The organism is Halomonas cibimaris, from assembly GCF_055379665.1.
Window position 1 is genome coordinate 1,954,220 of the sequence record NZ_AP043828.1, and the last position, 12,469, is coordinate 1,966,688.

Genomic DNA, 12,469 nt, shown 5'->3' on the forward strand with positions numbered 1-12,469 from the left:
ATGAGCGATCAGATACAACGCTTTTTGTTTGATAACACCAACGTGCGCGGTGAAATCGTCACGCTGGAAAACGCCTATAGCGACGTGCTCAGCCGTCACGCCTACCCGCCGGCGGTCAACGCGCTGCTGGGCGAGCTTTTGTCCGCAGTGGCGCTATTGACCGATACTGTCAAACTCGACGGCATCATGACCCTTGAGGTGCGCGGCGAGGGCGCGCTTTCGCTTTTGATGGCCGAGTCCAACCCCGGCGGTGAGCTGCGCGCGGTTGCCCGGGTCGCCGAAGACGCTGCGCTGCCGGACGCAGACGCCGGGTTCCGTGAGCTGGTGGGAGAAGGCCAGATGGTGATTACGCTGGACCCGCGCGAGGGCAACCGCTATCAGGGCGTTGTGGCGCTGGATCACCCCACGCTTGCCCAGTGCCTGGAAGCCTACTTCAGCCAGTCCGAGCAGCTGGCCACCCGTATCTGGCTTGAAGCGGACGGCAAGCGCGCCGGCGGGCTTTTGCTTCAGCGCCTGCCGCGCCAGGCGCAAAACCAGGACGTGGACGCCTGGGAGCGCAGCGTCACGCTCGCCGACACCCTCAAGCCGCAAGAGCTTTTACGTCTTGAGCAGCGCGAGCTGCTGTATCGGCTCTACCACGAGGAAACCGTGCGCGTGTTTGCGCCCAAGGCGCTGGCCTTTGGCTGCACCTGCTCCCGGGAGCGCATGGCCAACGGGCTGTTGAGCCTGGGCGCCGAGGAGCTGCGCAGCATCGTCCGCGAGCAGGGGGCCATCGACACCCAGTGCCATTTCTGCCATTCGCGCTATCACTACGCCGCCGCCGACGTGGAAGCCCTGCTCGACGGCGACCCGGACGCCCCGTCGCCCACGGTGCACTGAGCCCTTCGCATCTTGAATGCCGGCCGACGCTTTCGGTATTAACGTGGCTCATGGTTGTACATTGGCCTTTTCTATTGGCACCGGCGTAAAGGGTCGGTGGTAGAGTGGCGCTTGATCACCCATACAATGAGAAAGCCGCTTATGAAACGTCGCCATTTTCTTGGCCTTGCCGGTCTCACCGGCGTTACCGCCGCGCTTCCCGGGGTGTCGTTTGGCTACCCGAGCGTGGATCTGACCGCCGCCGACGATATCGAGCCGCTCGAGCTGACCGAGGCCGAGTGGCGCGAACGCCTCTCGGACAAGGCCTATCGCGTACTGCGAGAAAACGATACCGAAAAGCCGTTTTCCAGCCCGCTCAACGACGAAACCCGCGACGGCGAATTTCGCTGTGCAGGGTGTGATCTGGCGCTTTTTACCACCGCCATGAAGTTTGATTCCGGCACCGGCTGGCCGAGCTTTTTCCGTCACATCGAAGGCCACCTGCTCAGCGAGCTGGACTTCAGCATGGTGTGGCCGCGCACCGAGTATCACTGCGCGCGCTGCGGCGGCCACCAGGGCCATATCTTCGAAGACGGCCCGGAGCCCACCGGCCTGCGCTGGTGCAACAACGGTGCGGCGCTGCGCTTTGTGCCCGCCTAGCTTGGCGGCCATCATGCAGCGGGGGAAAGCGGGGTGCGGGCGAGTGTGGTACCTTGTGCCCCTCTTCATTGCTGCATGAGTTAACTGCGATATATGGACGTCAATTCGCGCATTACCCAACGCCTGGCCGAAGAGCTGGGCGTACGCCCCGGTCAGGTAGCCGCCACGATTGGCCTGCTGGACGAAGGCGCCACGGTGCCCTTCATCGCTCGCTATCGCAAGGAAGTCACCGGCGCGCTGGACGACACCCAGCTGCGGCGCCTGGACGAGCGTCTGCGCTACCTGCGCGAGCTTGCCGAGCGCCGCGAAACGATCATCGCCGCGATTGACGAACAGGGCAAGCTGACCGCTGCGCTGAGCGCCGAGCTTGCCGCCGCCGACACCAAGCAGCGGCTGGAAGATTTGTACCGGCCGTACAAGAAAAAGCGCCGCACCAAAGCCCAGATGGCCCGTGAGGCCGGCCTGGAGCCGCTGGCCGATGCGCTTTTGGCCGACCCTGGCCTGGACCCGGCCGCCGAGGCCGAGGCCTATCTGCGTCCGGCCGAGGGCGAAACGCCGGCGGTGGAAGACGCCAAGGCCGCACTCGACGGCGCCAAGCAGATCCTGATGGAGCGCTTTGCCGAAGACGCCGAGCTCATCGGCCGGCTGCGCGAGCGGCTGTGGCAGGAAGGCGAGCTCTCCGCCCGGGTGCTGGACGGCCAAGAGCAGGAAGGCGCCAAGTTTGCCGACTACTTCGAGCACGACGAAAAGCTCGCCGGCGTGCCGTCTCACCGGGCGCTGGCGATGTTTCGCGGGCGCAACGAGGGCGTTCTCGGTCTTGCGATCCGCCTGCCCGGCGAAGACGAGGCGCCGATTCATCCGGCCCAGCTGGCCATTGCCAAGCAGGCAGGGATTACGCTTTCCCCCGAGGCTAAAGACCAGCGCCCCGGCGACAAGTGGCTGGCCGAAGTCGTGCGCTGGACCTGGCGGGTGAAACTCTACACTTCGCTGGAAACCGAGCTTTTGGGCCGGCTGCGCGAGCAGGCCGAGCGTACCGCCATTGACGTGTTCGCCGCCAACCTGAAAGACTTGCTGCTGGCCGCGCCGGCGGGGCCCCGGATCACCCTGGCCATCGACCCGGGCCTGCGCACCGGCTGCAAGGTGGCAGTGGTGGACGCCACCGGGCAGTTTCTGGCTCATACCACGATCTACCCCCACGCGCCGAAAAACCAATGGCGCGAGTCGCTGGAGGTGCTCTCCGGTCTGGTCAAACAGCACGGCGTGGAACTTGTCGCCGTGGGCAACGGCACTGCCAGCCGCGAAACCGACAAACTCGCCGGCGAGCTGGTCAAGGCGCTGTCGGCCTCGCAGCCGCTGAGCAAGGTCATGGTGTCCGAGGCCGGCGCCTCGGTATATTCGGCCTCGGAGTATGCCTCCCGAGAGCTTCCCGACCTGGACGTGACCGTGCGCGGCGCGGTCTCCATCGCCCGGCGCCTGCAGGACCCGCTGGCCGAGCTGGTCAAGATCGAGCCCAAGTCCATCGGCGTGGGCCAGTATCAGCACGACGTCTCCCAGCTGCAGCTGTCAAAAAGTCTGGAAGCGGTGATCGAAGACTGCGTGAACGCCGTTGGGGTGGATCTGAACACCGCCTCCGGCGCGCTGCTTTCAAGGGTGGCAGGGCTGTCGTCGACGCTTGCCGACAACATCGTCGCCGAGCGCAACCGGCGCGGGGCGTTCAACAGCCGTAAAGCGCTGCTTGACGTCAACCGCCTGGGGCCGAAGACGTTTGAGCAGTGCGCGGGGTTTTTGCGCGTCACCGGCGGCGACAACCCGCTCGACGCCAGCGCCGTGCACCCCGAAGCCTACCCGCTGGTAGAGCGCATTGCCCGCCAGAGCGGCCGCCAGCTCAAAGGGCTGATCGGCGACAGCGCCACCCTCAAGGCGCTCAACCCCAGAGACTTGGCCGACGAGCGCTTCGGCGTGCCCACCGTCACCGATATTCTGGCCGAGCTGGACAAACCCGGCCGCGATCCGCGTCCGGCGTTCAAGGCCGCCGAGTTCCGCGAAGGCGTGGAAACCCTGAACGACCTTGAACCGGGCATGGTGCTGGAAGGCAGCGTCACCAACGTTACCCACTTCGGCGCCTTTGTGGATATCGGCGTGCATCAGGATGGCCTGGTGCACATCTCCGCGCTTTCCCATCGCTTTGTGGAGGACCCGCGCAGCGTGGTCAAAGCCGGCGATATCGTCCGGGTAAAAGTCATGAGCGTCGACATTGCGCGCAAGCGCGTGGGGCTTTCCATGCGCCTGGACGACGCGCCCGGCGACGTTGATGCCGGGGCCGATCGCGGCCGGGCAGGCAAGGACAAGGCCCCGCCGCGCCCCCGACGCAAGCGCGAGGGCAAACCGGACGCCGAGGTAGGCGCGCTGGGGGCGGCGCTGCTAAAAGCCAAAAACGGGCGCTAGGCGCGCTTGAATGTTGCCTGCCCGGCGTCCTATCTTACGCGTGTTTTTTGCGGCTGTGCCTGAGCCCTGGCACAGCCCGCCGCTTTTATGCAGGCCCGCGACGGCGGGTTCGCTACACAGGCATTCAGGCCCGCGACGGCGGGCCGCTTAACTGGGAGTGCACCCCTTGTCTGAACCACTCACCGTGCCGTCCACGCTGAGCCAGCGCCTTACACAGCTGCTGCCGGCCGCGCGTGACGGACGTCTTGGCCGGCTGCGCCGAGGCATCGAGAAAGAAGGGCTGCGCGTGGAGGCGAGTGGCCATATCGCCCAAACCGCCCATCCCCGGGCGCTGGGTTCGAAGCTGACGCACCCGCACATCACCACCGACTATTCTGAAGCGCTGCTGGAGTACGTCACCCCGGTGCTCAGCGAGCCCCGGGAAGCGCTGGCGTTTCTGGGTGATCTGCACGCCTACAGCTACCGCCATCTGGAAGGCGAGTGGATCTGGCCGGCAAGCATGCCGTGCCGGCTTTCGGGCAACGATAGCGTGCCCATTGCCGATTACGGCCGCTCCAACTCCGGGCTGATGAAGCACGTCTATCGCCGCGGGCTGGACGTGCGCTACGGGCGCATCATGCAGGCCATTGCCGGGGTGCACTACAACGTCTCGCTGCCCGATGAAATGTGGCAGGCCCTGCGCGCGATTGAAGGCCAGAGCGATACCGCACTCAGCGACTATCGCTCGACGCGCTATTTCGGCTTGATTCGCAACTTTCGCCGCCACAGCTGGCTTTTGCTGTATCTGTTTGGCGCCTCGCCTGCCATCGACAAGAGCTTTCTCGACGGCAAACGCGTGCCGGCCAAGCTTGAGCCGCTGGGCGAGGAGACCTATATAGCGCCCTACGCCACCACGCTGCGCATGTCGGATCTGGGCTATCAGAACACCGTGCAAGAGCAGCTCAAGATCTGTTTTAACTCGCTGTCGAACTACGTCAACACGCTGCGCAACGCCATTTCCACGCCCTGGCCGGACTACCAGGCCAAGGGGGTGAAGGTGGACGGCGAATGGCGCCAGCTCAATGCCAACATCCTGCAGATCGAAAACGAATACTACAGCGATATTCGGCCCAAGCGCGTCGCCCAGGCCGGCGAAACGCCAAGCCAGGCGCTGGAAGCCCGGGGCGTGGAGTACATCGAAGTTCGCTGCCTGGACCTTGATCCTTTCGAGCCGCTGGGCGTGAGCGAGCCTCAGATGCGCTTTCTGGATACCTTTCTCATGTGGTGTCTGCTAAGCGAAAGCCCGTGGATTTCCGATGATGAGTGTGACCACCTTGACGACAACCGCCGGCTGGTCGTGGAGCGCGGCCGTGACCCGGCGCTGCGCCTGAACAAAAGCGGTGCTGACATCGGCCTGCGCGAATGGGGCGAGCAGATTATGACCGAGATGCAGCCGGTCGCTGAGCTGCTGGACGCCGCCGAAGACGCCACCCCGCATCTGGACGCGATTGCCGCGCTGGCACCGCGCCTGCAGGACGCCGCTCTGACGCCGTCGGCGCGGCTGCTGGCACGGCTGCGCGAACACGGCGGCTCCTTTGCTGACGTGGTCATGGCGCTGGCGCAAGAGCAGGCCGATATGCTGCGCCGCCAGCCGGCCACGACTACCCGGGAAGCCCTGCTGGAAGAGCAGGCGGTGACCTCGCGCCAGCAGCAGCGTGAAATGGACGCCGCCGATGAGCCCGGCTTTGACGACTTTCTCGCCGACTATTTCGCCCGGGCCCGCCAGTCCCGGGCGGTAACGCCGCTAGGCGCCGGGGACGCCCCGTGATGCCGGTGCACAGCGTTGCCACTTTCCGCCGGCTGGCCCTGGCAGGCGTGGCGCTATGTACGCTGATGATGGCCGTAGCGCTGGGCCTTGAGCATATCGGCGGGCTTGAGCCCTGCCCGCTGTGCGTGTTTCAGCGGATAGGGGTTATCGCCGCCGGGCTTGCGCTGACCGCGGCCGCCGTGCACAACCCGGCCGGGCGCGTGGGGCGCGGCCTTTATTCGCTGCTGGCGCTTGCGGCCGTGGCCGGGGGCGGTTTTGTCGCCGGGCGCCACGTCTGGCTGCAGTCGCTGCCGGCCGACCAGGTACCCAGCTGCGGCCCGGGGCTTGACTACATGATTGACGTGCTGCCCATGCAGGAGGTCGTCGCCACGGTGCTGTCCGGCTCCGGCGAGTGCGCAAGCGTTGACGCGGCGTTTCTCGGCCTGTCGCTGCCGGCCTGGACGCTGGCAGGTTTTATCGTGCTGGCGGCACTGCCGCTAGCCATGCTGCGGCGCGCTTTGACACGTTGAAAGGCATGCCCCGGGCAATTGACAGCGGCACGGGGAAAAGCGAGTCTTTGCTCACAGGCCGTTGCTGCCGGGGCAGGGCGATGCGGCCGCAAGGCAAGTCCGCAACAGGCCACGCTCGGAAAGGAGACTGGCGATGCTGGAAAACTGCAAAAATGCCCTGGAGCGCTGGGGCGGCGTACACGAGGTAATCGACCGCTGGCTTTTGCAACGCAAGGCGCTGCTGGAGAGCTTCATGGCGCTGAAGGGGGCCTGCGACGTTGACCTGACGGAGATCGACAAGGCGCGGCTGGATACCTTCAGCGAGCGCCTGTTGGACTACATCAGCGCCGGGCATTTCACCGTCTATCCGCAGCTGGGCGAAGAGGCCCGCGCCTTCGGCGATCAGGCCGCGCTGGTGCTTGCCGGCAAGCTGCTGGAGCGTCTGGAGATGTCCACCGAGCTGGCGCTGGCCTTCGATGAAGACTATTCCAGCCCGGTGCGCTGCCAGCAGAACCTGGCGCGCCTGCCGGCCTGGCTCGACCGCCTGGCCCGCGGGCTCACCGAGCGTTTTGCTCTGGAAGATCAGCTGATTGCTCGGCTCCACGCGGTCAACAGCCCGGTAGCGTAGCAGGCGGGCCCTGCGGCCTGCCTTCGCGCACGGAAGTGCGCTTCTATTGTGGTGTTACCAATTTCTTGCTGCTGTGCCACTTCTTTCCTTGCGCCGGTCGCCCAGCGTTAGCATGCACGGCGTCAGCAAAAGCGTCAGCCCGGTGGCGAAGGTCAGCCCGCCGGCAATGGCGCTGGACATCTGCCCCCACCACTGGGTCGACGGCGCGTTGATGCCCAGCGCCGGCGCCATCAGATTGACGTTGATGCCCAGCACCATAGGCATTAGCCCCAGCACCGTGGTAATCGCCGTCAGCAGCACCGGGCGCAGGCGCAGGCACCCGGCCTCCAGCGCCGCTGCGGCCGGGGCCAGCGGCTCGTGGCCGCGCTCGCCGCCCCGGCGCAGCGCGTTGTAGGTATCGATCAGTACGATGTTGTTGTTCACCACGATGCCGGCCAGGGCAATAATCCCCATGCCCACCATCACAATGCCGAAGGCCTGCCCGGTGACCAGCAGCCCGATCAGCACCCCGGCGGTGGAAAACACAATGGCCGACAGCACCAGTGCGGCCTGATAGAAGCTGTTGAACTGGGTCACCAGAATCAGCGCCATCAGGCCGATGGCCACGCCAAAGGCGCTGACCAGAAACTGCGAGGCTTCCTGCTGGTCTTCCTGCTGGCCGGCAACGTTGATGCGCACGCCGTCGGGCAGCGCGCCGTCCATGTCGGTAAACAGCGCGTCCAGGCGCTCGGCGGACTGCGCGTCCGGCGCCAGCTCGGCCTTGACGGTGATGGCCCGCCGGCCGTCAATGCGGTTGAGCGTGCCGACCCGGGGGGCCGGGCCGATATCGACAAAGTGGGTGATCGGCACCTGGCCGCGCGGCGTGTTGAGCGTGAGGCGTTCAAGCTGGTCAAGCGAACGCCAGCCTTCGGGCAGGCGTACGCGAATGTCCACTTCGTCGTTGGCGGTGGGCGGGCGATATTCGGCTACCTTCAGCCCGTTGGTCAAAAGCTGCACGGCGCTGCCCACGGCGGTAACGTCGGCGCCCAGCCGGGCGGCGGCCTCGCGATCGACCTTGATACGCCATTCCACGCCCGGCAGGCTGCGGTTGTCTTCAATATCGACAAAGCCGCCCAGCTCACGCATGGCACGCTTGAGCCGGTCCACGGCCTGGCTGGCCTTGTCAGGCTCGGCGGCGCTGACTTCAAGGACCACGGGCTTGCCGCTGGTGGGGCCCATTTCCTGCTCTTGCGTCTCCAGCACAATGCCGGGCAGCGAGGCGGTGCGTCTGAGCATGTCGTCAAGGATGGCTCGGGCCGGGCGGCGCCGGTGCCAGTCGATGAACTGAAACTGCAAAACGCCGATAACGTCGTTGCCCATTTGCTCGTTGGGCACGGCAAAGGAGCGTGCGTACATGGCCTCGACCTCGGCCATGTTGCCCAGCCGCTTTTCTACCCGGCGCACAATGGCGTCGGTTTCCTCGGCGGAGAAATCGCCCCGGGCGCGCACCAGCACCTGGGCGCTGTCGGGCTCGACGCTGGGGAAAAAATTGACCCCGTGATTGAAGCGCGCATAGCCGCTGTAGGCCACGCCCATCAATAGCACGGCAATGAACACCACCCAGCCGGGGTGGCGCAAAAGGCGTGCGAGCATGCGGCGATAGCCGCGACCGAAAGACGTTGTCGTCGCAGCACCGCTGTGGGCTGGCGTTTCGGCGGCGCCGCGGCGGGTGAAGACGCGGCCCAGCGTCGGCAGAAAGACCAGCGCCATGGCAAGCGAGGCCAGCAGGCACAGCACCACCGTGGCCGGCAGGTATTTCATGAACTGGCCGACCACGCCGGGCCAGAACAAAAGCGGCAAAAACACCACCAGGGTGGTAGCGGTGGAGGCGATGACCGGCCAGCTCATGCGCGTGGCCGCGGCAAGCCAGGCGTCGTGCGGCGCCATGCCGTCGCGCAGGTGGCGATCGGCCAGCTCGCTGACCACGATGGCGCCGTCCACCAGCATGCCGGCGACCAGAATCAGGGCAAACAGCACCACGATGTTGAGCGTAAACCCCAGCGCCCAGATCAGCATGATGCCGGTGAGAAACGCCCCGGGAATGGTCAGCCCCACCAGCAGCGAGGTGCGCCAGCCCATGGCCGCAACGACCACAATAAGCACCAGCACCACGGCGGTGAGCACGTTGTTCAACAGCTCGCCGAGCATGTCTTCGACGGTGGTCGACTGGTCGAGAATGGTAGTCACGCTGAGCGCGTCGGGCAGCGTGTCGCGGGCGCTTTCCATCAGCTCGTCGACGGCGTTGATGGTGGCGATGATGTTGGCCCCGGCGCGCTTGGAGATTTCCAGCACCAGGGCAGGCTGGCCGGCAATGCGGGCAAAGCCGTCGGGATCTTTGAAGGTGGGATGAATCCAGGCCACATCGCCGAAGGTGATCACGCGATCGCTTTCCACCTTGATCGGCATGTTCATCACATCGTCAAGGTCTTCGATGATGCCGGGCACCTTGAGCGGGGTGCGCCCAGCGCCGGTGTCCAGGCTGCCGGCGGCGACCAGGCGATTGTTGTTGCGCACCCGGCTGAGCAGGGTGTCAAAGTCCAGCCGATAGCTTGACAGCACCAGCGGATCGACGACGATTTCCAGCAAATCGTCACGCTCGCCGGCGATGTCGACTTCCAGCACATCGGCAATGCCTTCGATTTCGTCTTTCAGCCGCCGGGCCACGGTCATCCGTTCGCGCAGGCCGAGCTGGCCGGAAAGCCCCAGGGTAAGCACCGGGAACTCGGAAACGTTGACCTCGTTGACCCGGGGCTCTTCGGCCTCGTTGGGCAGGCTGCTGCGGGCGATATCCACCTTTTCGCGAACGTCAGACAGCGCGGTGTCGGCGTTAAAGCCGGCGTCGAATTCAAGCGTGATCGAGGCGTGGCCCTGGCTTGCCTGAGCGGTGAATTTGTTGAGCCCTTCAATGCCGCGAAGCTCTTGTTCCATGGGGCGAATCAAAAGCCGCTCGCCGTCTTCGGGGCTGACGCCCTCCAGCGCCATGGCAACGTAGATAATGGGAATGGTGACGTCGGGATTGGCTTCCTTGGGAATGACCTGCCAGGCGGCGATGCCTGCCAGCAAAAGCCCGGCAAGCAGCATCAGCGTGGTGCGCGCGTAGGTCATGGCCGCAGCGATTAGACGGTGCATCAGCGCTCATCTCGTTCGGTGGTGTCTGCGGCCACGGCGTTGACCCGTTCGCCCGGCGCTACCAGCCCGGCGCCCAGGGTGATCAGCCGGGTGGGGTCGGGCAAACCGGTGACGTAGGCCTGGCGGGTATCGGCGCTGACCAGCTCAACGTTGGTTTGGGCCACCCGGCCGTCGTCGTCTACGTGGCGCACGCTAAGCGTGCCCTGATCGCTCAGGCGCAGCAGGGCCGGCGAAAAGGTGTGCACCCGGCGAGCGGGCAGGGCCACGGTAAATTCGGCACTGGCACCTGCCAGGCGCCGTCGCCGGGGATTGTCCAGCGTGACTTCTATGTAAAAGCTGCGGGTGTCTTCGGCGGCGCGGCGGGCCACATGGGTCAGCGTGCCGCTGAGCGTAGCGCCGTCAAGCAGCCGGGCCGTGACGCGCTGGCCTTCTGCCAGCGGGGCCACGTCCTGCTGGGAAACCCAGCCGGTGCCGGTCAGCGTTTCGTCGGCGACCAGCCGTCCCCACTGTTCGCCGGGCTGCAAAAGCTCGCCCAGCTCGACGCTGATGCGATCCACCGTGCCGGCAAAGGGGGCGTCGGGGCGGATGTCCGCCTGCTGTTTCTCCAGCCGGGCCACGTCGGCTACGTTTTGCGTGAGTGCGGCGCGCCGGCGCAGCAGCTCGGGGCGGGAAATCAGCTCGCGCCGGCGCAGCTTTTCGGCCCCGGCAAGCTCGGCCCGGGCCAGCTCAAGGCTGTCGCGCGCTTCTGCCAGGCGCTCGGGCAGGGCGTCGCTGTCCAGCACCAGCAGGGTTTCTCCCCGGGTGACATGCTGCCCCTGGGCGACGGGCTTTTCCTGCACAAAGCCTGCGACGTTGGCTCGCAGCGCCACTTCGCGCTGCGCTTCGAGCGCGCCCTGTATGACCTGCACCGGGGTATAGTCAACGGCTTCGATTCGGCGGGTTTCAACGCGGGTGGCCCGGGCGTTGCCGGCGGTGTCAGCGGGGGCGTCGCGGCGAAAAGCGTCGAAGTCGCCCAGCGCCAGCCATACCACCAAGGCGAGCAGCAGAAGGCTTGCCAGCACGTAGGAAAAAGGCAGTTGTGAAAATCGGGGTTGCCGCATGGACTCGGTGTCCCTCGGTCAGTGTGCGGCGCGGGTATGCGGCCGGCACGAGAACGCCAACGTAAACGCGCTTTAGCCTGCCCGATAGCCGGGTGCGAGCGCAACTGTGTGCGGCCAAGGTATGGCCCGGGGTTGATTGTGTTTTGCATCGACGGCGCATAACATCCGGACAGGGCAGCGCCGTTTGCCGCGGCTACCCCAAGGCAAAATACACAAGGAGTGATGATGAAAGATCCCGTACGTATTGCGATTACCGGCGGCGCCGGCCAGATCAGCTATTCGCTTATTTTCCGCATTGCCGCAGGCGACATGCTGGGGCCGGATCAGCCTGTCATACTCCAGCTGCTGGAAATTCCCCAGGCGATGGAAGCGCTGAACGGCGTGGTCATGGAGCTCAACGACTGCGCTTTCCCGCTGGTTCACGATATCGTGGCAAGCGATGACGCCAACGTTGCGTTCAAGGATGCCGACTTCGCACTGCTGGTCGGCTCACGCCCGCGCGGGCCGGGTATGGAGCGCAAGGACCTGCTTGAGGCCAACGCGGCGATTTTCTCCGCTCAGGGCCGGGCGCTCAACGACTACGCCAGCCGCGACGTCAAGGTGCTGGTCGTTGGCAACCCGGCCAACACCAACGCGCTGATTGCCTCGTGCAACGCCCCGGATCTCGACGCCGGCCAGTTTACCGCAATGACCCGACTGGATCATAACCGCGCTTTGACGCAGCTGGCCCAGCAAACCGGCAAACACGTCAACGACGTGGAAAATCTGATCATCTGGGGCAACCACAGCGCGACCCAGTACCCGGATATCGCCCAGTGTCAGGTGGACGGCAAGCCGGCGCTGGAGCTGGTGGAGCGCGACTGGTACGAAAACGACTTTATCCCCACCGTCCAGCAGCGCGGCGCGGCCATCATCAAGGCCCGCGGTGCGTCTTCAGCCGCCTCGGCGGCCTCTGCGGCCATTGACCACATGCGCGACTGGGCGCTTGGCTGCGACGCCGTTGTCAGCATGGCAGTGCCCGCCGACGGCAGCTACGGCATCGAAGAGGGCATCATCTATTCCTTCCCGGTGCGCTGCCAGGGCGGACACTACGCCATCGTCCAGGGCTTTGACATCGATGCCTTCAGCCGGGAAAAAATGCAGGCCACCGAAAATGAGCTGCGCGAAGAGCGCAGCGCCGTGGCGCATCTGCTGGGCTGATGGCCTGTAGCCTCGCCTGAAATCCCGCCTGAAACCCCGCCGGGCGCTACTGAACTGCACCCCGAACGCTGGATGTTTGCATCCGGCCACCGGGGTGCAGCTGAGTTCGCCGACG

Annotated in this window: 9 protein-coding genes; 7 read left to right on the plus strand and 2 right to left on the minus strand. The window is 65.6% G+C overall.

Translation table 11 applies throughout. The features are described from left to right. The 6 genes from hslO to rsd all read left to right on the plus strand — a co-directional run bounded on the left by hslO (position 1) and on the right by rsd (position 6,886). Positions 1 to 879: an Hsp33 family molecular chaperone HslO gene (hslO, locus tag ACZ415_RS09065; RefSeq protein ID WP_344702233.1), complete on the plus strand. Its 879-nt coding sequence runs from the start codon at positions 1 to 3 to the stop codon at positions 877 to 879. Positions 880 to 1,020: 141 nt separating this feature from the next. After that, a complete protein-coding gene (gene msrB, locus ACZ415_RS09070; protein WP_344702231.1) occupies positions 1,021 to 1,518 on the plus strand; it encodes a peptide-methionine (R)-S-oxide reductase MsrB in 498 nt (165 codons plus the stop codon). Between the two features lie 93 nt (positions 1,519 to 1,611). Then, positions 1,612 to 3,963, plus strand: a complete 2,352-nt coding sequence (locus tag ACZ415_RS09075; RefSeq protein WP_344702229.1) for a Tex family protein — start codon at positions 1,612 to 1,614, stop codon at positions 3,961 to 3,963. Positions 3,964 to 4,129: 166 nt separating this feature from the next. Continuing rightward, positions 4,130 to 5,770: a glutamate--cysteine ligase gene (gene gshA, locus ACZ415_RS09080; RefSeq protein WP_344702227.1), complete on the plus strand. Its 1,641-nt coding sequence runs from the start codon at positions 4,130 to 4,132 to the stop codon at positions 5,768 to 5,770. Continuing rightward, complete coding sequence (locus ACZ415_RS09085; RefSeq protein ID WP_344702305.1) at positions 5,770 to 6,279, plus strand: disulfide bond formation protein B; 510 nt, start codon at positions 5,770 to 5,772, stop codon at positions 6,277 to 6,279. Before gshA ends, ACZ415_RS09085 begins: the two co-directional genes overlap by 1 nt. A 133-nt stretch (positions 6,280 to 6,412) precedes the next feature. Beyond that, the gene (gene rsd / locus ACZ415_RS09090) at positions 6,413 to 6,886 is read left to right on the plus strand and encodes a sigma D regulator (protein WP_344702225.1); all 474 of its coding nucleotides are present in this window, start codon (positions 6,413 to 6,415) and stop codon (positions 6,884 to 6,886) included. A 54-nt stretch (positions 6,887 to 6,940) separates the two neighbouring features. On the opposite strand, the gene ACZ415_RS09095 is transcribed toward rsd, so the two are convergent. Beyond that, positions 6,941 to 10,054: an efflux RND transporter permease subunit gene (locus ACZ415_RS09095; protein WP_344702223.1), complete on the minus strand. Its 3,114-nt coding sequence runs from the start codon at positions 10,052 to 10,054 to the stop codon at positions 6,941 to 6,943. Further along, positions 10,054 to 11,154: an efflux RND transporter periplasmic adaptor subunit gene (locus tag ACZ415_RS09100; protein WP_344702221.1), complete on the minus strand. Its 1,101-nt coding sequence runs from the start codon at positions 11,152 to 11,154 to the stop codon at positions 10,054 to 10,056. Before ACZ415_RS09100 ends, ACZ415_RS09095 begins: the two co-directional genes overlap by 1 nt. Positions 11,155 to 11,379: 225 nt before the next feature. Here ACZ415_RS09100 and ACZ415_RS09105 point away from each other — a divergent pair, with 225 nt between their 5' ends. Continuing rightward, positions 11,380 to 12,354, plus strand: a complete 975-nt coding sequence (locus ACZ415_RS09105) for a malate dehydrogenase (protein WP_344702219.1) — start codon at positions 11,380 to 11,382, stop codon at positions 12,352 to 12,354. Positions 12,355 to 12,469: the final 115 nt, after the last annotated feature.

Coding starts and splice junctions, on each gene's coding strand:
- hslO (WP_344702233.1), top strand. CDS start 1: ATGAGCGATCAGATACAACGCTTTTTGTTTGATAACACCAACGTGCGC.
- msrB (WP_344702231.1), top strand. CDS start 1,021: ATGAAACGTCGCCATTTTCTTGGCCTTGCCGGTCTCACCGGCGTTACC.
- ACZ415_RS09075 (WP_344702229.1), top strand. CDS start 1,612: ATGGACGTCAATTCGCGCATTACCCAACGCCTGGCCGAAGAGCTGGGC.
- ACZ415_RS09085 (WP_344702305.1), top strand. CDS start 5,770: ATGCCGGTGCACAGCGTTGCCACTTTCCGCCGGCTGGCCCTGGCAGGC.
- rsd (WP_344702225.1), top strand. CDS start 6,413: ATGCTGGAAAACTGCAAAAATGCCCTGGAGCGCTGGGGCGGCGTACAC.
- ACZ415_RS09095 (WP_344702223.1), bottom strand. CDS start 10,054: ATGCACCGTCTAATCGCTGCGGCCATGACCTACGCGCGCACCACGCTG.
- ACZ415_RS09100 (WP_344702221.1), bottom strand. CDS start 11,154: ATGCGGCAACCCCGATTTTCACAACTGCCTTTTTCCTACGTGCTGGCA.
- ACZ415_RS09105 (WP_344702219.1), top strand. CDS start 11,380: ATGAAAGATCCCGTACGTATTGCGATTACCGGCGGCGCCGGCCAGATC.